Source organism: Alteromonas sp. (assembly GCF_984505615.1).
Genome location: NZ_CFHOXV010000027.1, coordinates 40,585 through 60,537, shown reverse-complemented (window position 1 = coordinate 60,537; position 19,953 = coordinate 40,585). Strand labels below are relative to the sequence as shown.

Sequence of the window (19,953 nt, the reverse complement as noted above, 5' to 3'; positions counted from 1 at the left end):
TTTGATTGCCTAACTCTAAGACTAGCTTAGAGGTGAGGCGGACCATCTAATTAAAGCGCCTTTCGGCGCTTTTTTTGTTCAGAACTGTGTCTTAGCGACGCAGACCTAAACGCTTGATCAAATCAAGATAACGTTCTGCGTTCTTACCTTTCAGGTAGTCAAGCAGTTTACGACGCTGGCTAACCATGCGCAGCAGACCACGACGTGAGTGGTGATCTTTCTTGTGGCCAGAGAAGTGACCTTGCAGTTTGTTGATGTTGTGAGTCAACAGTGCAACTTGTACTTCAGGTGAACCAGTATCACCTTCTTTAACGCCATAATCAGCTACGATTTGTGCTGTTTCTTCTTTAGTTAGTGACATAATTTTCTCCTGATTGGATTAAATTCCGCCGATCACTAATTCAGCGAAATTATGAGAGCGCGTATTATAACGATGACGTTACCATACGCAAGTAAAATCAATCTGTGTAGACGACTCTGCGTTTCGGCGAAACAAATACCTCACCGGCATCTGCACGGGGCTGGTCTTTGGGCGATACCACGCCTTCTCCTACCCCCAGAAACAGAACTTCATCATCTTGTCTGGTGTACACCCGGTATTGTTCACCGGCAACAAGTGTTGCCACGCTGTCAGGCAGTACACTCTGACCATGTTCAAAACGGGCATATTGCTGTGAGTCCAGCATGATTTCCGGTAATGACAAGACAGCCGTGTCCATGGGTAACAGCAGTTGGTCAAGGGTGTCAAACTCCCCCTCATCCAGTGCTTCCTGCATAGCAATTACGTCATCCAGAGATACCATCTTGTCTGCTGGATAATCAGCAACTTCCGTACGATGCAGGCGGGTAACGTAACCGCCGCAACCCAATTGCTGACCAATGTCATCCACCAGGGAACGGATATAAGTACCTTTGCTGCAACGCACACGCATGTCTACATCAGGTAACGCCATGCGGGTAATTTCCAGTTCGAAAATGGTGATATCCCGGGCTTCTCTTTCTACTGTAATGCCCTGACGCGCATAGTAGTAAAGCGGCTTTCCCTGGTGCTTCAATGCTGAAAACATGGAAGGGATTTGCTTGCTCTGACCAAGGAACGCCAGGCAGGCACTACGGACTTCATCTTCAGAAACATTTACCGGCTTTTCTTCCACGACTTCGCCGTCAGCATCGGACGTGGTCGTTCTGACGCCCAGGTGCATGGTGACTTCGTAAGTTTTATCAGCATCTAACAGAAACTGGGAAAACTTTGTCGCTTCGCCCAGGCATATGGGTAACATGCCGCTGGCCAGCGGATCCAGCGCGCCGGTGTGACCGGCTTTCGCCGCTTTATAGCACCAGCGTACTTTTTGTAAAATCTGGTTAGATGAACCGCCTGTTGGCTTATTCAACAGCAATACGCCGTTGATACTACGGCCCTTACGACGTCTGCCCATTAATCCTGCTCTTCGTCCCGCTGTTTACTTTTCGCTTCATCTTTCGCAATGGTTTCAGAAACCAGATTTGAGATGCGAATACCTTCGGTGAGCGATTCATCACGGAAGAAATGCAAATGCGGCACACTGCGCATGCGCAAGCGCTTAGCCAGCAACGAACGAACGAAGCCCTTTGACTCTTCCAGTTGTTTTGTATGCGCTTTGGCCTCTTCTTCTTCGGCACCATAAATTGAAATGAAGATTTTCGCGTGTGCCAAATCTCTGGAGACTTCCACGTCTGCCACCGTGATCATAGGGATATTACCCACCCGGTGCTTGTATTCATTTTGCAGAATGCTGGCAACTTCTTTGTGAACCTGTTGCGCCACTCTGTCTGTACGAGAAAATTCCCGTGCCATATTCGACTCCTCATGCCTGAATAATACGATACGGACAAAAACGGGGGCTGCTGCCCCCGCTTTAATCAATATGTCTTAACAGGACTAAATTTGACGGGCAACTTCGATGACTTCGAAGACCTCGATTTGGTCGCCAACTTTAACGTCATTATAGTTCTTAACGCCGATACCACATTCCATACCGTTACGTACTTCCTGCACGTCGTCTTTAAAGCGACGCAATGATTCCAGCTCACCTTCGTAGATAACTACGTTGTCGCGAAGAACACGGATTGGATTGCTGCGCTTCACGATTCCTTCAGTAACCATACAACCTGCGATGGCACCCAGTTTCGGTGATTTAAACACGTCACGTACTTCAGCAAGACCGATGATTTCCTGACGGAATTCAGGGGCAAGCATACCGCTCATTGCCGCTTTCACTTCGTCAATCAGGTTATAGATAACGCTGTAGTAACGCAGATCGATTTCTTCACCTTCAATGACGCGGCGGGCAGTTGCATCGGCACGTACGTTGAAGCCAAGAATGATAGCGCCGGAGGCCGCTGCAAGTGTTGCGTCAGTTTCAGTAATACCACCTACACCACTACCAACAATGTTCACTTTAACTTCGTTAGTAGACAGTTTCAGCAGTGATTCAGAAATCGCTTCTACAGAACCTTGTACGTCAGCTTTCAGTACGATGTTCAGTTCGCTGATATCACCGGCTTCCATGTTTGCAAACATGTTTTCCAGTTTCGCTTTCTGCTGGCGGGCAAGTTTCAATTCACGTTTCTTCTGATGACGCTTGGCTGCTACTTCACGGGCTTTACGCTCGTCCTGTACAACGACTGCATCTTCACCGGCTACCGGTACACCGGATAAACCCAGTACCTCAACAGGTGTAGAAGGACCAGCTACTTTCAGCTCGATACCGTTTTCGTCGCGCATAGCTCGAACACGGCCGTACTCTTCACCACACAATAAGATATCGCCGGCACGCACTTCACCTTCCTGAACGAGAACCGATGCAATGGGACCACGGCCTTTATCAAGACGCGACTCAATCACCAGACCACGACCCGGACCATTCGGTACTGCTTTCAGATCAAGCAGTTCAGCTTGCAGCGTGATGGCTTCAAGCAGCTCATCAACACCCATACCTGTTTTCGCAGATACGTTTACAAACTGGTGTTCACCGCCCCACTCTTCTGAAATAACTTCCAGTTGAGACAGTTCAGTTTTAACACGATCCGGATCCGCTGTTTCTTTATCCATTTTGTTAACAGCAACAATCAGAGGTACACCAGCCGCTTTCGCGTGCTGTACCGCTTCTTTAGTTTGCGGCATTACACCATCATCTGCTGCAACAACCAGGATTACGATATCAGTTGCGGTTGCACCACGTGCACGCATTGCAGTAAACGCGGCGTGTCCCGGTGTATCCAGGAAGGCAATTTCGCCGTTATCCGTTTCAACTTTATATGCACCGATGTGCTGAGTAATACCACCGGCTTCGCCTGCGGCTACTTTAGCGCGGCGAATGTAGTCAAGTAACGACGTTTTACCGTGGTCAACGTGACCCATGATGGTAACAACCGGTGCACGGGTAATTTTCTCACCCTGACCGGATTCTGACATCAGTTCATCTTCCAGCGCATTGTCATTAACCAACTCATACTTGTGACCCATTTCGTCAATAACAAGTGTGGCAGTATCCTGATCCAATACCTGGTTGATGGTAGCCATCTCACCCATTTTCATCATGGTCTTGATAACTTCGTTAGACTTAACCGCCAGACGGTTAGCCAGTTCACCAACGGTAATAGTCGCACCCAGTTTAACAACACGTTCAACTGGCTGAGCCGGCTTATTAAAGCCTTGCTTCAGATGCTCACCGGCATTTCTCTTTGATTTCTTACGGCGACGTGAAGAACGCTCAACTTGCATGTCTTCTTCGTCTTCCGCTTCCTGCGCGTAACGGTTTGAGTGCATATGAACTTCAGCAGCCTCATCACGTTTACGACGCTCTTCTTCTTCCTTCCAGCGACGCTCGTTTTCTTCAGCCAGCTTACGGGCTTCTTCTGCCGCACGCTTTGCTTCTTCTTCAAGCTTTTTCTTCGCTTCTTCTTCCTGTTGCTTACGCAGGCGCTCTTCTTCCTGACGTGCAGCTTCCTGCTCAGCCAGTTCTTCAGCACTCAGCTCAGGCGCTTCAGATTCTTTGCGGGCTTTCTCTTCAGCAGCTTTACGGGCACGCTCTTCTTCCGCCTTCTTCTTCGCTTCCGCCTCTACACGCGCTTTTTCTTCAGCCACTTTGCGGGCGGCTTCAGCGGCGGCTTCTTCTGCTGCTTTCTGCTCAGCTTCAAGACGCGCACGTTCCTCTTCCAGACGGGCCTCTTCTTCAGCCGCTTTCTGTTCATCAACTTCGCTGCGCTTCACGTACGTGCGTTTCTTACGTACTTCAACTTTTACAGACTTAGACTTGCCTACACTTAACGTGCTGGTAGTCTTACGCTGCAGCGTCATTCGTGTCGGTTCGCCAGAACCGGCGCTACCGTGTTGCTTGCTCAGGTGCTCAAGAAGTTGACGTTTCTCATCTTCTGTAACGGAATCATCAACAGCTTTCGTAATACCGGCATCTTTAAACTGAGTTACCAGTCGGTCAACGGTTGTTCCAATGTCGCTGGCGAGCTTTTCTATGGATACTTCTGCCATCTTAGTCTTTTTCCCCTTATTGACCTTCTTCTTCACCAAACCAGACAATATTCCGTGCCGCCATGATGAGTTTTCCGGCGTCTTCTTCGGTCAATCCTTCGATATCACTAATATCGTCTGTTCCCTGCTCAGCCAGCTCTTCAAGGTCAGTAATTCCACGGCTAGCAAGGACATAGGCAATGTGTTTATTCATACCGTCAAGGTTCAGCAGCGCTTCAGTCGGTTCAGCGCCTTCCAGCGTTTCCTCATTCGCCAGAGCACGGGTAGTCAGTGCAGCACGTGCACGATTACGCAGTTCCTCAACAGTGTCTTCATCAAGGCCGTCAATGGCCAGCAGTTCGCTAACAGGGACATAAGCTACTTCTTCAAGTGTGCTAAAGCCTTCGCTAGCCAATAATTCTGCAAAATCTTCGTCAATATCCAGACCTTCAACAAACACCTGAAGTACTTTGGCAGTTTCTTCTTCGTGCTTCTTATTCAGGTCGGCAACTGTCATGACATTCAGTTCCCAGCCGGTCAGCTGGCTTGCAAGGCGAACGTTCTGACCACTCCGGCCGATGGCCTGTGCCAGGTTGTCCTGCTCCACTGCAACATCCATCGCATGGGCGTCTTCGTCTACTACGATAGAAGCCACTTCAGCGGGTGCCATTGCGTTAATAACGAATTGCGCCGGGTTTTCGTCCCAAAGCACAATATCAACACGCTCACCGCCAAGTTCGCCGGATACAGCCTGCACACGTGAACCACGCATACCGACGCAGGCACCGACAGGGTCAAGACGCTTATCGTTTGTCTTTACAGCGATTTTTGCACGTGAACCCGGATCGCGGGCAGCGGACTTAATTTCCAGTGTCTCTTCGGCAATTTCCGGCACTTCCAGACGGAACAGCTCAACCAGCATGTCAGGATGAGTACGGCTGATAAACAGCTGTGCACCGCGGGCTTCAGGACGGATAACGTAAAGCAGACCACGTACACGGTCGCCCGGACGGAAGGTTTCGCGGGGCAGCATATCGTCACGGTAAATAACACCTTCAGCGTTATTACCCAGGTCGATAATAATGTTGTCACGGTTAACTTTCTTCACCGTACCGGTTACCAGTTCGCCAACCTTATCTTCGTATTCTGCAACCATTTGCGCGCGTTCAGCTTCACGTACTTTTTGTACGATAACCTGCTTGGCGGTTTGCGTAGTAATACGGTCGAATGCAATAGATTCAATCTGCTCTTCAACATAATCGCCCAGTTGTACGTCAGGATCGTCAACTTGTGCGGCAGACAGCGACATTTCTGCATACGGGTTTTCCTGTTCGTGATCGTCAGGAACAACCTCCCAGCGGCGGAACGTATCAAAATCACCGGTGGTGCGGTTAATGCTTACGCGTACTTCAATTTCGCCTTCGTTTTTCTTTTTCGTTGCGCTGGCAATCGCGTACTCCAGTGCTTCAAAGATCTTTTCTCTAGGCACTTGTTTTTCATTTGAAACGGCTTCTGCCACTAACAAAATTTCTTTATTCATTTTCGCCTCACTGATGCTTTCTTACGCTGAAAGCGTGCTGTTCCATTAGTCAAATGTGGGAACAATGTTTGCTTTTTCGATATTCGCCACAGCTAACTGGAACTGCTGGCCATCCACTTCAATATTGATCATGCCATTTTCACATGACAATAACTTTCCTTTGAAATTCCGCCGGTTATCCATAGGCACAGTCAAACGCGCCTGAATAACTTCACCCACGGCCTGCTCATAGTGCCTGGCCTTGAACAAAGGTCGATCCATACCCGGAGAAGACACCTCCAGGTTGTATTCCGTAGTAATTGGATCTTCAACATCAAGAATCGCACTTGCCTGGTAACTGACTTCCGCGCAATCATCAACGGTTACACCATTTTCATGGTCGATAAAAACACGCAAAATCGAGTGCTTACCTGCACGTACAAATTCCACGCCTACCAGTTCGTAACCCAGGGCTTCAACACCCGGCTCAAGCATCTCGGTCAGTTTATCTTCAAGCTTTGCCAATCCTTACCTCCAAAAACGAAAAAAGGGCATATAGCCCAACTACTTAATTTACTGCCTGAAAAGGGAATAAATCAGTTTAAATACAACAAAAAGCCCCGTACTAGCGGGGCTTTTTGCAAGAATCTGAACCCTGTCTGCCAGAGGCAGTTGCAAACAATACAGGTTTAACTACGCAAAATACGCAGAAAAGTTTGCAAAATAGTTAGGCGTATACCGTGTAAAATGCTCCAGTAAGCCCGCTAACTAACTAGTTGGTGCGCATTATACTGGTACTCAGACCAGATATCAACTCAGTAACGGGTTTGGATCTTCATCTTTCCAGCGTTCTTTCACTTCTAAAATATCATCCAGACACTGGTCGAGTAATGCGATGAGTGCCGGGTCGAAATGAATACCGCTCTGGGAATGCATAAAGTCCAGGGTTTTATCCACCGGCCAGGCTTCTTTATATGGCCGCCGGCTGGTGAGCGCATCAAAGACATCCGCCACTGCCACAATACGCCCTTCAATGGGAATGTCTTCCCCGGCGAGGCCTTCAGGATACCCGGTTCCATCCCATTTTTCATGGTGTGTCAGTGCCACAATTCGCGCCAGATTCATGAGATCGGAGTCCGCATCACCGAGTATTTCTGCACCAATTTTGGGATGGGTCTTCATGACTTCAAATTCTGAATCTGTGAGTCTGCCGGGTTTGAGCATAATACTGTCCGGAATTCCGATTTTACCAATATCGTGCATGGGAGCAGCGTGAAGCAGCATATCTGCCCTCGCCTCTGAAAAACCGTACGCCAGCGCGATGATTTTTGAGAAGTGACTCATGCGCAGCACGTGCATGCCTGTTTCGTTATCTTTATATTCCGCCGCCCGGCCGAGTCGTTGTATGACCTGCATACGGGTGCGGCGTAATTCTTCAGACTGTACCAGGGAAAGGTGGGTCTTTACCCTCGCCAGCACTACCGGTGGCGAAATAGGCTTGGTGATATAGTCCACGCCTCCGACAGCAAACCCTTCCGCTTCATCAGTCGCATCATTAAGAGCAGTAACGAATATAACCGGTATATGCTTAAGACCGGGTGTTTTTTTAAGATGTGTACAGGCCTGGAAACCTGTCATTTCCGGCATCATCACATCCATCAAAATAAGATCAGGACGTTGTTTCTCTGCCAGCTTTAACGCTTCATCACCGCTTTTTGCAAAATAGAGGGTGTAGTCTTTACCTAATAATTGTTTCAGTACCCGCAAGTTAACCGGTTCGTCATCTACCAGCAGTAATTTGGGCTTTCCGGGTTCACCAAACACACTTATTCCCCTGTTTGTTCTGTAGATGCAAGTAGTTGCTTAATTCGTTCAACAGCACGCTCAAATTCAAAATCATCCATATCCTGCAAAATGCCCTGCACCTGTACATTGTAGCTGCCAAAATACTGACCTTCACAATATTGATAGGTAGATTCGTCAAACTGATTCTGCGCCGCTGAAACCAGCAGTGCATTCAGCGTGTTCCGCAAGGCAGCAATGTCGACTTCCTCACGGGATTCTTCTGCTGCAGGCTCTTCCTTCTGCCGGTTGAGTTCATTTTCGACTTCCCGCAATGCAGTTTTAAGAGTAGGAATATCTTCGGCGCTTAAATGATCATTTCTTGCGCTGCGCTCGAACTCGCCGCACAAATTCATCAGCTTTGTTAAGCCCAGATTACCGCTGACACCTTTCATGCCGTGCAGGTATTTCACAACCTGCTCGTAATCATCATCAGCGAAGAAATTCACCAGTTTAGTCAGAGTTTCATGACTGTTGCGCAGAAACTGTGAGATTTCCTTATTCAGTGTGTCCTTATCGCCCCAAAGCTGCACACCCCTGCGATAATCTATTGCACAGGCCTCTCTGGCTGTTTCTGTTTCACGCACCCTTTCCTTTGTTTCAAAACCCAGCACTCTGGCAATTTCATTCACCAGTACAGGAAAATCGATGGGCTTGTTCGCAAAGCCTTCCATGCCGGCATTTATCGCATCCTGTTTATCCTGCACCAGTACACTGGCGGTTAAGGCGACAATAGGCAGTTGCTTTAAATGATGTACCTGCTCATATTCACGGCGTCGTGCCGCCGCTGTCAGACCGTCCATTACCGGCATCTGCAAGTCCATCAACACAATGTCGAAACTGCCTTTATTCATTTTTTCCAGTGCTCTGGCACCGTTCTCTGCAAAATCAACTGTGTGACCGGCGCGGTTTAACAGCAAACTGATAAGATCAATATTCTGGCTGATATCATCCACCACCAGAATGTGCAGTGGCGGTAAATCAACTGTTGCTGCACGGATTTCACTGGCCTGTTTTTCCACCGCAGTGAGAGGCAGCGTGAAAGTGAAATTAGTACCTCTTTCCGGTTCGCTGGACACCGAAATCGTACCGCCCATTAACTCAACCAGTTGTTTACTGATTGTCGTCCCGAGACCGGTACCACCATATTTGCGGCTCATGGAAGCATCTGCCTGCGCAAAGGCATCAAACACCCTGCTCACCTGTTCGCTGGTCATGCCGATACCGCTGTCGCTGACGGAAAATGCGATCATACCGTCCGCGTCCGGGTAGACTTCTACATCAACTTCACCGTGGGCAGTGAATTTCACGGCATTACTGATGAGATTATTCAGCACCTGCCGGATACGCTCAGGAGCACCGTAATAGTAATCGGACAAAGATGGCGAAACACTGACCCCCAGCATCAGCCCCTTTCTCTTCGCTTCAAGCCAGTAGGTAGAAATCACCGTATCTATTTCTTCGGTAATTGAAAAATCACGGTATTCGAGATCAAGCTTTCCTTTATCAAGTTTGGCACTGTCGAGAATATCGTTTAGTAAATGAAGTAACGAGCGCGCTGACCGGTTAATAGTAGTCAGGTGTTTATGCTGGCCGTCTGTGAGTTTTTCATCCAGTAAAATATCACTGAAACCGATAATGGCATTCATGGGTGTACGGATTTCATGACTCATATTGGCAAGGAAGCTGGCTCTGGCTGCTGCGGCCTGCTCGGCATCATTTTTCGCATGACGCAGTTCTTCCTCCATTTCCTTACGGGAAGTAATGTCCATAATAAAGCCGTCGACCCAGCTCACTGACTTGTCGGTGCTCTGTACAACATTGCCGTACTCACGCAACCACTTAATCGTGCCGTCTTTATGAACGAGGCGGTATTCCACATAAAACTCTTCGCCGGAGCGGCGGGCAGTAAGAAACGACTCCCGGTCGTCTTCATGCACCAGTTGTTCAAGGGTAACCGGCGAGTCTGAACGGATAAATGCTGAAACCGGGTAACCACTGAATTCTTCGACAGCGGCACTGACAAATTCGAAAGGCCAGCCGGGTGTATTCATACTGCGATAAGCAATGCCGGGAATATTGTGGAAAAAAGACCGGAACTTGGCTTCGTTGTCTCTGATGGTTTTTTCCATTTCAATGCGTTCGCGGTTGTCGCCGACAATGACCACAAACAGATTTTGTTCACCTAAACGGGTGTGGCCCACACCCACCCGAACCGGAACCCGCTGGCCCGTTTTATTCAGTGCTTCCACATCACGGCTAACTCCGATAATTTGTTCATCAACAGGAACCACTTCCTGCCGGAAAAATTGCTCATTGTAGCGGCTGCGCATTTCTTCAGGGATCATACGATGAATAGAGTGACCGGTAAGATCTTCTTCTGTCCAGCCCAATATGGTTGTCACCGCCTGATTCATATTCAGCACGGTTCCCTGGTCATTGACGGTAAGGATGCCATCAATAGCAGTATCCATCAGCGCAAGCTGTGTACGGCGGCTGTTTTCAGCCTTTTGAGAAATATCCATGTAACGGAACAACAATGTAACGCCCATCACAATGCCAATAATCAATAACGTGAAGAAACTCACATAGCCAGCAAGGATGTACGACAGAGATTGATCCTGAGCAGAGGTTTCCAATCCGGGTGGGGCAACAAAGCGGGCGGCAGCCATACCGGTATAGTGCATTGCCGTGATCGCACAACCCATCACAACGCTGGCGATAACACGGGTACCTTTAAATCCGCGGGAAATTGCAAATCGCTTCAGACCGAACTTTATCCATAAAGACAACATTGCCAGCAATACCGCTACAACGATGGATAAGGCAAAAACAGGCAGGTTGTACCGTAACAGAGGCGCCATTTCCATAGCCGCCATCCCGGTATAATGCATCGCCCCGATACCCGAGCCGACAAGGACGCCGCCAATAAATATCTGTGAAAATTTCACTTTCCGGTGAGTCAAACTTTGCAATGCAACAAATGCTGCCAGCACGCCGGGAATAAAGGACATAAATGTTGTCCACGGAGCCCAGCTAACGGGAGTACACAATTCAAAAGCCAGCATGCCAATGAAGTGCATGGCCCAAATTCCGCCTCCCAGCGCCAGACTTCCCAGACCAAGCAAAATTAGTCTCCGGTTATTGTCTTCAGATCCTGCGGTCTGACCGGCTACGCGGAACGCCATATAAGAAGAAGCAACCGATATAAAAATGGAAATAGTTACCAGAACAGGTGAATATTCGCCGGTAAGTAACAGAGAGGTGTCAGGAATGACAAAAAAAGACATCAGCCATTCGAGCATCAGTAAGTCCGTGTATAGTTTATTATCAATAGTTAGCGTAACAGCTATTGAGTGAAGTACAAATTAGTTGCAGGGCGAAAGTCGTGAAGTTGCCGAAAAAGTACGGTGAAGCGCAACTTAATAAAAAGTGATGACTTATTTTGGAAAAAATACGGGAATAAATTAGAATTTAAACATTCGGAGTGGTTGCGGGAGCTGGATTTGAACCAACGACCTTCGGGTTATGAGCCCGACGAGCTACCAGACTGCTCCATCCCGCGTCCGTTTACTTACCGGCTGTTGGCTGTTTGAAAGCCCCCTGCCGTTGAGTGGTGCGTATTATACATAGGCATTAATCCTTGGCAAGGGATAGAAGTAAGAATATTGCAATTTTTTGACTGTTCGGACAATATTCCGGCAGACCGCTCAATCCGCATACAAATTACTGTAAAAGACTCTCCATTTTGGTAGCTAATATGAAGTCCAGCTCAGTAATTCCACCTGCATCATGGGTCGTTAATGCAACATCTACTTTATTGTAAACATTAAACCATTCCGGGTGATGGCGTAGTTTTTCAGCCCATATGGCAGCCTGAGACATCCAGCCAAATGCGCGGATAAAGTTTCTGAAAACAAATTCCTTCGTCAACTTCCCTTCTTTTAATACCCACTGCTTATCTTCTGCTAAACCTTCGTTCAATTCCGTGAGCGCTGCGGCAATCGCCTGATCATCTAACTTTTCTGTCATTTCGTTGCTCCTGCTTTCATTATTAGAAGTGTAAATCTGTCTATATAGTTATTACGCTTACTTTGTCCTTAGCGGATTCACTCTTCAAGTTTTCGTCCGCAGAAAGTGAAGTCCAGTCCGGGGGGCAAACTTTACAAGCCCCCTTCAGTTAGGTATCAGTTCAAATACCCATGTTTATCCCCTGGTATTTTTCTTCCTCTTCAACTTTTGTTTAATAGGTCCCGAACAAACAACACAACAAAAACTTTTAACTACTTCGAGGATTTAACCATGTTGAAAATTGTTAAGACTTCTATCATCGCTGCAACTCTGGGTTTAACTTTCGCTGGCGCAGCGCAGGCTGATATTAACGACGACTTAGCTAACATCTGTACCATCGTGCAGGCTGACGACAAAGGTGAACTGCGTAAGAAAATTCGTCTGGTAGAATCTGACTACCGTCTGAAATTGCGCGACTATTACACTGGCATCAGCTGTGGTGGCAACAGCCTTATCCGTACTGCCATTAGCAGCAACGCAGTAGAAACTGGTACGCTTCTGGTTAAGAAAATGCCTAAGAGTGACCTGGGTGCGCCGGAAGCTGACGGCAAAACGTTACAGGCATGGGTAAACGAAACCGGTAACCAGGGCAGCCCTATCGCTGACGAACTGGCTAAGCGTCTGTAATTCTATTACTACTAAAAATTCAAAGTACCATTTCAACATGGTAGCAGGCGAAAGCCTGCACTTAAGAAGCGGCGGAAACGCCGCTTTTTTTCGTCCTAAATCCGGCCTGATATTTTTCGCTGATGTGCTGAGATAAATCATTAAAACGCCAGATCAGAATAATTACATTAATACAATAAATACAATCACTTAGATAAAACCAAGCGGATTAATGTATTTCACAGCATACCTTAGTATTCACCCTGCTATTTTTCATTCTGCATTAATTTAGTTTAATTAAACCCGAACAAACAACACCACTTTTTAATTTTATTTCTGAGGAATTAACCATGTTGAAAATTGTTAAGACTTCTCTCATCGTAGCAACAATGGGTTTAGGTTTTACTGGCGTAGCGCAAGCGGACATCAATGATGATCTGGCTAACATTTGCACTATTGTACAAGCTGACGATAAAGGTGAGCTGCGTAAGAAAATTCGTCTGGTAGAATCTGATTACCGCCTGAAGCTGCGTGATTACTACTCTGGCATCAGCTGTGGTGGCAACAGCCTTATCCGTACTGCCATCAGCAGCAACGCAGTAGAAACCGGCACCTTGCTGGTAAAGAAAATGCCAAAGAGCGACCTGAGTGCACCGGAAGCTGATGGCAAAACCCTTCAGGCCTGGGTAAACGAAACCGGTAACCAGGACAGCCCTATCGCGGATGTTTTGTCTAAGCGCCTCTAAGGATTCAGACGAAACAAATGATACCATTTCAACATGGTAGCAGGTTAACGCCTGCACTCTAAAAAGCGACGGAGACGTCGCTTTTTTCTTTTATAGAATTGATAAATAAGAAAAATTCACCCTTTCATAAAAGTTATAGTTGAAAATACGAAATAGCTGGTTAAAGCTGGTCACGGGGTAAAAAACAACAATCTGCGGGAGAAATTACACCCGCCAAAATGATGTAACTAATTGTAAAATATATAAATACTCAATTTATCGTATTTTATCACATACCCAAGTATCAGCCCGGGCGTATCTAACGGGGTCGTTATCGACTTTAATAGACAACGAACAAACAACATCTTTGCGGGCGCTTCCGGCGTCCTGCTTTTTAAACAGGATAAACAGAATGAAAACTATCAAAACAACACTAATCGGTTTATCTCTGCTGGCTTCCAGCAATGTTGTTCTGGCCGGCACCAGCGAAACAGCCTCCGTAGCAGCGGCTTCCGGTGTTGCAGAGATTTCAGTGAAAAAGAAAGTTCGCGCAGGTAAGTCGTTTGACAAAACCATTCTGACGGCGGCAGCCGGAGAAGAACAACAGACTGCAGACATCTTCAGCTCCCTGCAGGAAAACAAAAAGACACTTCTTTTAAAAAATTTACCAGACCATCTTGTTGCGGCTAACCCGTAACATGCACCAGGGAAGGTGTTGAACCTTTCAACATGGTAAGCAGAGTAACATCTGCATCTCCGCGGCCCGTTTTACGGGCCGCATCTTTTTCTGCAATCCGGATATAGTCCCTCCCGCCCTGCTCATACCTGTTTTTGTTTTGATAAAATTGTCATGAAAGTTGCTGATTATTCGGGCAGAATAACAGCCGTTTTTCAAAAGGAGTCTGAAAAACCTATTCATCGCAGCGAAGGACCGGACAAAATAAGAAACAGGAATTGTTCATGTCGCACAGCTCAACAGGCAGGTTGTTTTATTTTTCTCTGATCAGTACCGCCTTAATCACCTCTTTTCAAAGTATCGCCCGGCAAGATCCTTCTCCGACCAAACTTGAACATATTGAAGTTACCGCTCAGAAACGCCCGCGGGATATGCAGGATGTGCCTGTTGCCATGTCGGCCATCACCGGAAAGATAATCAATGAAACAGCATCAATGGACGTTTTCGACATTCAGGGTTACGTACCGGCTTTTTCTGCCTTTCAAAGTCAAAGTGCGGTCAACTCCAGTTTTTCCATACGGGGAATTGGTACGTCGTCGCAAAATTACGGTTTTGAGTCATCTACCGGTCTTTATGTGGACGGCGTCTACCGGTCAAGACAGAATGCGGTGATTAATGATTTAGTCGATATTGATACTGTAGAAATTCTTCGCGGCCCTCAGGGCTCACTTTTCGGTAAGAATACTCCGGCTGGTGCAGTGGTTTTCAGAACGCGACAACCTGATTTTGAAAACGGTAATGGTTTTATTACAGCAACCGCCGGCAATGATGATTTGATCCGGTTAAGCGGAGCGACGTCAATCAATGTGATTGATAATAAACTGGCTGCCAGAGTATCAGGCTTCAGTACTCGCAGGGATGGATGGATTAACGATACAGGCTATGGTGAAAACTCAATTAATGACAGGAGCCGTTCCGGTGTGCGTCTGCAAACCCTGTATACGCCGTCAGACGACGTATCTGTGCGGGTGATTGCCGATTACGCAGAGCTCAATGAACATTGTTGCGGTGCATTAACGCTGCAGGATAACCGGCAAGCCAACGGTGTCGAAGGGAAATTCGGAACAGACACCTTGCTTATGATGCCGCCGTTTAATGCCACCTTATTTACCGGCGATGAGTTTTATCGCTATACCACGGCACTCAGCTCCCTGCCCGAATCCCGCATGCAGGACAAGGGGCTTTCTGCAGAAATAAACTGGCAAACATCCCCCGCATTATTGCTCACCTCCATCACAGCCTGGCGTGGCTTTGACAGCTTCGACCAGACAGACACAGATTTTACTGATGCAGACTTGCTTTCCACTACCAATAACGCCCGACAACAGGCGTTTTCCCAGGAGTTGCGGGCAACATGGTCCGGTGAGCATGTCACTACCATCGCCGGATTGTGGTATTTCAGCCAGAACCTTGACCTGGATTTTGCTATCACGACCGGTGACGCATTTCCGGCATTTTTCGCAGCGTTTGCGGCTGACCTGCAACCCCTGACTGACGGCATAAATGCCCTGAGTGTTGCAACATCCGGCCTTGTCCCCGCTGTTGCGCCAGCCACCCCCGGCCAGACTCAGTTTGCCCACAATGCTTATCAGCAACAGGACAGCCTGGCCGTGTTCAGCCAGACTGACTGGCAATTTGCTGAAGAATTTACCGTCACCGCCGGATTACGATACACCCGCGAAGATAAAACATTGACCGCCCGTTTTGATGAACAGGGCCCGGGCATTGACGGATTACCAACAGGTGCTGAAAACACTCCTGATCCGCTGAGTGCCGCTGTCGCTCTAGGCTCTTTTGCTCAGAGCCTGGCAACCGGTAATCCCCCTGATTACACGCAGCTCAGTGCGCTGCTTCCTTTTACTCAGGCGGGCTGGGGCTATTACTTTCTCGGTACAGCATCGGTACTTCCCCGCAGTGATCTGGATGAAAAACGTAACGACGGACAACTTACAGGGACGCTGAAACTAAGCTGGCAACCAGATAACAATAGCCTCTGGTATGCCAGTACCAGCACAGGGTTTAAATCGGGAGGCATGAATACAGATCGTATTGCCGAAGGGTTAAGCCCCCAATTTAACGCTGAAAAAGCCACCGCTTACGAACTGGGTGTGAAAAAGCAATTTCCGGAGAGAAACCTGCGTATTAACGGTGCACTGCATTATACCCAAATCAAAGATTTTCAGGCCTCGACCTTTACCGGTCTTGGTTTTAATTTACAAAATGCCGGCGACTTACATACCAAAGGGTATGAACTTGAAATTGTCTGGTTTCCTGTTTCCGATACCCGTGCCGGCCTGACTCTGGCCCGTACCCTTACCGGTTTTGATGATTTTGAAAAAGGCACCTGCCAGGTTGCTTATCCCTGGCACACCGGGACGGATGATCCCGGCCGGCCTTCTGTAAATACCCCCTACTGCTCCAGAACCGGCGATCGCCTGGGGTTTGAGCCTGAAACCTCTGCCAGCCTGACGTTGCAGCACACATTAATGGCAGGCGGGTATCCGGTTGTCATGGCTGCAGATTATCAGTACACGGGAGACTTGTTCCTTGATGATACGAACGATCCGTATAAACACAGCAGCAGTTATGCCCTGGTGAACGCCCGGGTTGAACTGTCAGTCCCCCAGTGGGATACACGCATCACGTTATGGGGCAGGAACCTGACAAATAAAGAGTACATCGCCAGAAACGGTTTCGATGTACCTGTTCAGGCCGGCAAGCTTATGGCTTATCCCGGCCAGCCGCTCTCCTGGGGTGTCACTGTTACCCGCGAGTTCTGATTGTCATTTCGAAGAGTAAACGCCGGCCGGTTGCGTTTTACAAAACTGGCTGGCGAAAACTTGAAGTAGATCAACAACGCCTCTTTGTCTGCTGATTATACTTTCCGTGCATTCTACTCAAGCCGGAATAACCATGTCAGCAAACGAATTATTCGATCCCGCTCGCCTGAAAAAATACAATATTAACGGGCCGCGCTATACCTCTTATCCTACCGCACTAACGTTTTCCGGGTTATCTGAACCAGCACCTCTGGAAAAAGCACTGAGTGTCACTCAGGCCAGCGGCGTTTCACTGTATGTACATATTCCTTTCTGCCACAGCCTTTGTTATTACTGCGGCTGCAATAAAATTGTGACCAGGCATCAGGAAAAAGCAGATCGTTATCTGGATTATCTGGAAAAAGAAATTCAACGGCGCGCGCCTGCTTTCCGCCACCGTAAAGTGGAACAAATACACTTAGGAGGCGGCACGCCTGGTTTCCTCACAGAGCAGCAGCAAACACGCCTGGCAGGCATGCTTAAATCGGCTTTTGATGTGGTCAGCGATGCAGAAATGAGTATTGAAATCGATCCCCGCCGTACCACGCCCGCTTATTTGCGACACCTGGCCTCTCTAGGCTATAACCGCCTGAGTATTGGTGTACAGGATACCGATTACCGTGTGCAGGAAGCGATAAACCGGGTTCAGAGCACCTCGCATATCGCCACGCTGGTAGATTGCGCCCGTTCCGCCGGATTTAAATCTGTGAATCTGGATCTGATTTACGGCCTGCCTCATCAGACAGCAGATACCTTTGCTTCAACACTGGCAGCGGTGAAGGCGATGGCGCCGGAGCGGATTTCCCTGTTCAGCTACGCCCATCTGCCTGAGCGGTTTGCTGCCCAGCGCAAAATAAAAGATGAATGGCTGCCTTCTGCACAGGTAAAAACAGGGCTTATGAAGCAAGCTATCACCAGCCTCACACAGGCAGGTTATGAAATGATTGGCATGGACCATTTCGCCCTGCCGTCTGACGAACTGGCTGAAGCGCAACGGAATAAAAAATTGCACCGGAATTTTCAGGGCTACACCACACGGGGAGATCTGGATTTACTGGGGCTTGGGGTTTCCTCTATCAGTGCCGCAGGCAATGCTTACCTGCAAAACCCGAAAACCCTGAATGACTATTACGGCAAACTCGATAGCAATGAAGAAGTTGCAGAAAAAGGCGTGTTTCTGTCACCCTCAGATCTGCTCAGACGCTACGTTATCCAACAATTAATGTGCAATCTTGCCGTGGACTTTGCCGCAACAGAGGCGCTTTTTGGTATTCAGTTCCGCCATCATTTTGAGCCGGAACTGGCGGCACTGAAAGAATTTGAAGAAGATGGATTATTACAGGTAACCGGAACGGGTATCGAGGTATTTCCGTCAGCAAGACTGTTTATCCGCATCATCTGTATGACTTTCGACGCTTACCTTAAAGGCAGCGCCGCAATTCAGCACCGGTATTCCAGAGTTATCTGAGTTTAAACCTGGCGGTTACAGCTTCTCCCTCACGGAACTGTAACCGTTCCTGGGACAACTGACTGATCAGCGCAAACAATCTGCTGCGGCCACACATCAGATTTATCATTACCTGCCCGCCCCGGCTTTCAGACACGGACTCAATGACACAGGGTAAGGCATTGACAATGGAAGAGGCGTTGGCTTCCTGCCGGTCGATACTGACATCCCTGGCGTCGATGGTCAGCATGGCCTGTTCCTTACTGACCACAGGATGGCGTGCATAGAGCGTATGCCCTTCGCATTCTATGGCATAACAAGCCTGCTCAGGCAGATGTGCTTTTAATGCGCCTTTGAGCACACTGAACTGCTGTTCGAAATTTGGCATAGACGGAGTTAACTGTGCCAGCACATCATTTGATGCGCCCTGATGGACAATACTGCCCTGCTCCATCCACGCCATGTATTCACTGTACAAAGCCAGTTCACGGAGGTCGTGGGACACCATCAGCATTTTCAGGCCGCTGCGGGCCAGCTTTGTCAAATACTTAAGCACATCGTGCTTTAACGTATCATCCAGCGCGCTCACCGGTTCATCCAGCAACAGAATTTGTGGTGAGTTTAAAATGGCTCTGGCAATGGCTACCCGCTGCGCTTCGCCACCCGAGAGTGTATCGGGCATACGTGTCATCAGGTGATTACATTTACACCCCAGAACGACTTCATCAAAGTGATAAGTTTGCTGTTTTGCAAAATCTGCCGCCAGCAGTAAATTCTGCCCTACTGATAAATGGGGGAACAACAGACTGTCCTGAAACACCAGTCCGGTGCGGACCCTGGCGATACGACTATTTTCCCACTGCCCGGTGACTTTTGCAGAACCGGTAAGTCCGGCCAGGCAACGCAGTAATGTTGATTTACCGGCGCCGGATGGTCCGCTCAGGCCAATAAATTGTGTCGTTGCCGGTAATTGAATACTGGCATTGAGTTGCAAGTTGTCCCATGCTGCCTGTACTACGACTTCCATGACGACACTCCGTTTCGGTTATAGCGGTAAAGCAGCGCCATCAACAGGAAGGAAAAGACCAGCAAGCCCAGGGCAAGCGCATGAGCCTGTCCGTATTCAAGTGCCTCCACATGCTCAAACAACGCAATAGACAGCACCTGAGTTTCACCCGGAATATTGCCGCCTATCATCAGCACCACACCAAATTCACCAATGGTGTGGGCGAAACTTAATCCAAGTGCAACGATAAAGGCGGGTTTACAGATAGGCATAATGATGCGACGGAAACGTGACCATTTGGACATACCCATGGTGCGGGCTACATCGATATAACGACTGTCCAGCTGAATAAAACTGGCATAAAGAGGCTGTACGGCAAAGGGCAGTGAATAAATCACCGACCCCAGCACCAGGCCGGAAAAAGAAAAGGCCAGTTGCTGACCGGTTACGGCCTGCCATAATTGCCCTGCCAGTGCATCCGGGGAAAACACCACCAGCAGATAAAAACCCAGCACAGTGGGCGGCAACACCAGCGGCAGCGCCACTACAGCAAGTACCAGATTCTTTGCTTTATGCTGCCAGCGGGATAACTTCCATGCCAGCGGCGTGGCAATCAGCATCAGCACCAGACTGGTGATCAACGCCAGTTCCAGTGTCAGCCAGATAGCATCCATG

At 48.3% G+C, this 19,953-nt stretch carries 16 protein-coding genes and 1 tRNA gene; 5 read left to right on the top strand and 12 right to left on the bottom strand.

The annotated features are described in order from the left end of the window. Positions 1–91 precede the first annotated feature (91 nt). From rpsO to AC4PME_RS14205, 10 genes are all read right to left on the bottom strand, one after another. Complete coding sequence (gene rpsO / locus AC4PME_RS14250) at positions 92–361, bottom strand: 30S ribosomal protein S15 (protein WP_070125244.1); 270 nt, start codon at positions 359–361, stop codon at positions 92–94. A gap of 97 nt (positions 362–458) precedes the next feature. After that, complete coding sequence (truB, locus tag AC4PME_RS14245) at positions 459–1,436, bottom strand: tRNA pseudouridine(55) synthase TruB (RefSeq protein ID WP_491045722.1); 978 nt, start codon at positions 1,434–1,436, stop codon at positions 459–461. Continuing rightward, complete coding sequence (gene rbfA / locus AC4PME_RS14240) at positions 1,436–1,834, bottom strand: 30S ribosome-binding factor RbfA (RefSeq protein ID WP_303574328.1); 399 nt, start codon at positions 1,832–1,834, stop codon at positions 1,436–1,438. The genes truB and rbfA overlap by 1 nt, the downstream gene beginning before the upstream one ends. Positions 1,835–1,918: 84 nt before the next feature. Continuing rightward, positions 1,919–4,528, bottom strand: coding sequence for a translation initiation factor IF-2 (gene infB, locus AC4PME_RS14235; protein ID WP_119501018.1), 2,610 nt, complete (start codon positions 4,526–4,528; stop codon positions 1,919–1,921). A gap of 16 nt (positions 4,529–4,544) precedes the next feature. After that, entirely contained in the window at positions 4,545–6,047 is a 1,503-nt protein-coding gene (nusA, locus tag AC4PME_RS14230) for a transcription termination factor NusA (protein WP_119501017.1), read from the bottom strand. 45 nt (positions 6,048–6,092) lie between these two features. After that, complete coding sequence (rimP, locus tag AC4PME_RS14225; RefSeq protein ID WP_119501016.1) at positions 6,093–6,551, bottom strand: ribosome maturation factor RimP; 459 nt, start codon at positions 6,549–6,551, stop codon at positions 6,093–6,095. A 285-nt stretch (positions 6,552–6,836) separates the two neighbouring features. Beyond that, positions 6,837–7,850 (bottom strand): response regulator, encoded by a 1,014-nt coding sequence (locus tag AC4PME_RS14220; RefSeq protein WP_119501015.1) that lies wholly within the window; start codon positions 7,848–7,850, stop codon positions 6,837–6,839. Between the two features lie 2 nt (positions 7,851–7,852). Next, positions 7,853–11,173 carry an MHYT domain-containing protein gene (locus tag AC4PME_RS14215; protein WP_491045721.1) on the bottom strand — a complete coding sequence of 1,107 codons (3,321 nt, stop codon included), beginning with the start codon at positions 11,171–11,173 and terminating at the stop codon, positions 7,853–7,855. A gap of 183 nt (positions 11,174–11,356) precedes the next feature. Continuing rightward, a tRNA-Met gene (locus tag AC4PME_RS14210) sits at positions 11,357–11,433 on the bottom strand. A 161-nt stretch (positions 11,434–11,594) separates the two neighbouring features. Then, positions 11,595–11,900, bottom strand: coding sequence for a 4a-hydroxytetrahydrobiopterin dehydratase (locus AC4PME_RS14205; protein WP_119501014.1), 306 nt, complete (start codon positions 11,898–11,900; stop codon positions 11,595–11,597). Positions 11,901–12,170: 270 nt separating this feature from the next. On the opposite strand from AC4PME_RS14205, the gene AC4PME_RS14200 reads away from it, so the two are divergent. The 5 genes from AC4PME_RS14200 (at position 12,171) to hemN (ending at position 18,293) form a co-directional block, all read left to right on the top strand. Then, on the top strand, positions 12,171–12,566 hold the full coding sequence (locus AC4PME_RS14200; protein WP_119501013.1) for a DUF3718 domain-containing protein: 396 nt from the start codon (positions 12,171–12,173) through the stop codon (positions 12,564–12,566). Positions 12,567–12,895: 329 nt separating this feature from the next. Then, the gene (locus tag AC4PME_RS14195) at positions 12,896–13,291 is read left to right on the top strand and encodes a DUF3718 domain-containing protein (protein ID WP_119501012.1); all 396 of its coding nucleotides are present in this window, start codon (positions 12,896–12,898) and stop codon (positions 13,289–13,291) included. Between the two features lie 391 nt (positions 13,292–13,682). Then, positions 13,683–13,967, top strand: coding sequence for a hypothetical protein (locus tag AC4PME_RS14190; RefSeq protein WP_119501011.1), 285 nt, complete (start codon positions 13,683–13,685; stop codon positions 13,965–13,967). 263 nt (positions 13,968–14,230) lie between these two features. Further along, positions 14,231–16,786, top strand: coding sequence for a TonB-dependent receptor (locus AC4PME_RS14185; protein WP_491045720.1), 2,556 nt, complete (start codon positions 14,231–14,233; stop codon positions 16,784–16,786). Between the two features lie 133 nt (positions 16,787–16,919). Further along, a complete protein-coding gene (gene hemN, locus AC4PME_RS14180; RefSeq protein WP_491045719.1) occupies positions 16,920–18,293 on the top strand; it encodes an oxygen-independent coproporphyrinogen III oxidase in 1,374 nt (457 codons plus the stop codon). Here the strand turns inward: hemN and AC4PME_RS14175 are convergent. Beyond that, positions 18,286–19,299: an ATP-binding cassette domain-containing protein gene (locus AC4PME_RS14175; protein WP_491045718.1), complete on the bottom strand. Its 1,014-nt coding sequence runs from the start codon at positions 19,297–19,299 to the stop codon at positions 18,286–18,288. The two genes, hemN and AC4PME_RS14175, sit on opposite strands and share 8 nt — an antisense overlap. After that, positions 19,287–19,952: a molybdate ABC transporter permease subunit gene (gene modB / locus AC4PME_RS14170; RefSeq protein WP_119503374.1), complete on the bottom strand. Its 666-nt coding sequence runs from the start codon at positions 19,950–19,952 to the stop codon at positions 19,287–19,289. The genes AC4PME_RS14175 and modB overlap by 13 nt, the downstream gene beginning before the upstream one ends. Position 19,953: the final 1 nt, after the last annotated feature.

Bases quoted from the DNA above. Each gene is read 5' to 3' on its own strand.
- rpsO (WP_070125244.1), bottom strand. From the start codon at position 361: ATGTCACTAACTAAAGAAGAAACAGCACAAATCGTAGCTGATTATGGC.
- truB (WP_491045722.1), bottom strand. From the start codon at position 1,436: ATGGGCAGACGTCGTAAGGGCCGTAGTATCAACGGCGTATTGCTGTTG.
- rbfA (WP_303574328.1), bottom strand. From the start codon at position 1,834: ATGGCACGGGAATTTTCTCGTACAGACAGAGTGGCGCAACAGGTTCAC.
- infB (WP_119501018.1), bottom strand. From the start codon at position 4,528: ATGGCAGAAGTATCCATAGAAAAGCTCGCCAGCGACATTGGAACAACC.
- nusA (WP_119501017.1), bottom strand. From the start codon at position 6,047: ATGAATAAAGAAATTTTGTTAGTGGCAGAAGCCGTTTCAAATGAAAAA.
- AC4PME_RS14215 (WP_491045721.1), bottom strand. From the start codon at position 11,173: ATGCTCGAATGGCTGATGTCTTTTTTTGTCATTCCTGACACCTCTCTG.
- AC4PME_RS14205 (WP_119501014.1), bottom strand. From the start codon at position 11,900: ATGACAGAAAAGTTAGATGATCAGGCGATTGCCGCAGCGCTCACGGAA.
- AC4PME_RS14200 (WP_119501013.1), top strand. From the start codon at position 12,171: ATGTTGAAAATTGTTAAGACTTCTATCATCGCTGCAACTCTGGGTTTA.
- AC4PME_RS14195 (WP_119501012.1), top strand. From the start codon at position 12,896: ATGTTGAAAATTGTTAAGACTTCTCTCATCGTAGCAACAATGGGTTTA.
- AC4PME_RS14190 (WP_119501011.1), top strand. From the start codon at position 13,683: ATGAAAACTATCAAAACAACACTAATCGGTTTATCTCTGCTGGCTTCC.
- AC4PME_RS14185 (WP_491045720.1), top strand. From the start codon at position 14,231: ATGTCGCACAGCTCAACAGGCAGGTTGTTTTATTTTTCTCTGATCAGT.
- hemN (WP_491045719.1), top strand. From the start codon at position 16,920: ATGTCAGCAAACGAATTATTCGATCCCGCTCGCCTGAAAAAATACAAT.
- AC4PME_RS14175 (WP_491045718.1), bottom strand. From the start codon at position 19,299: ATGGAAGTCGTAGTACAGGCAGCATGGGACAACTTGCAACTCAATGCC.
- modB (WP_119503374.1), bottom strand. From the start codon at position 19,952: ATGGATGCTATCTGGCTGACACTGGAACTGGCGTTGATCACCAGTCTG.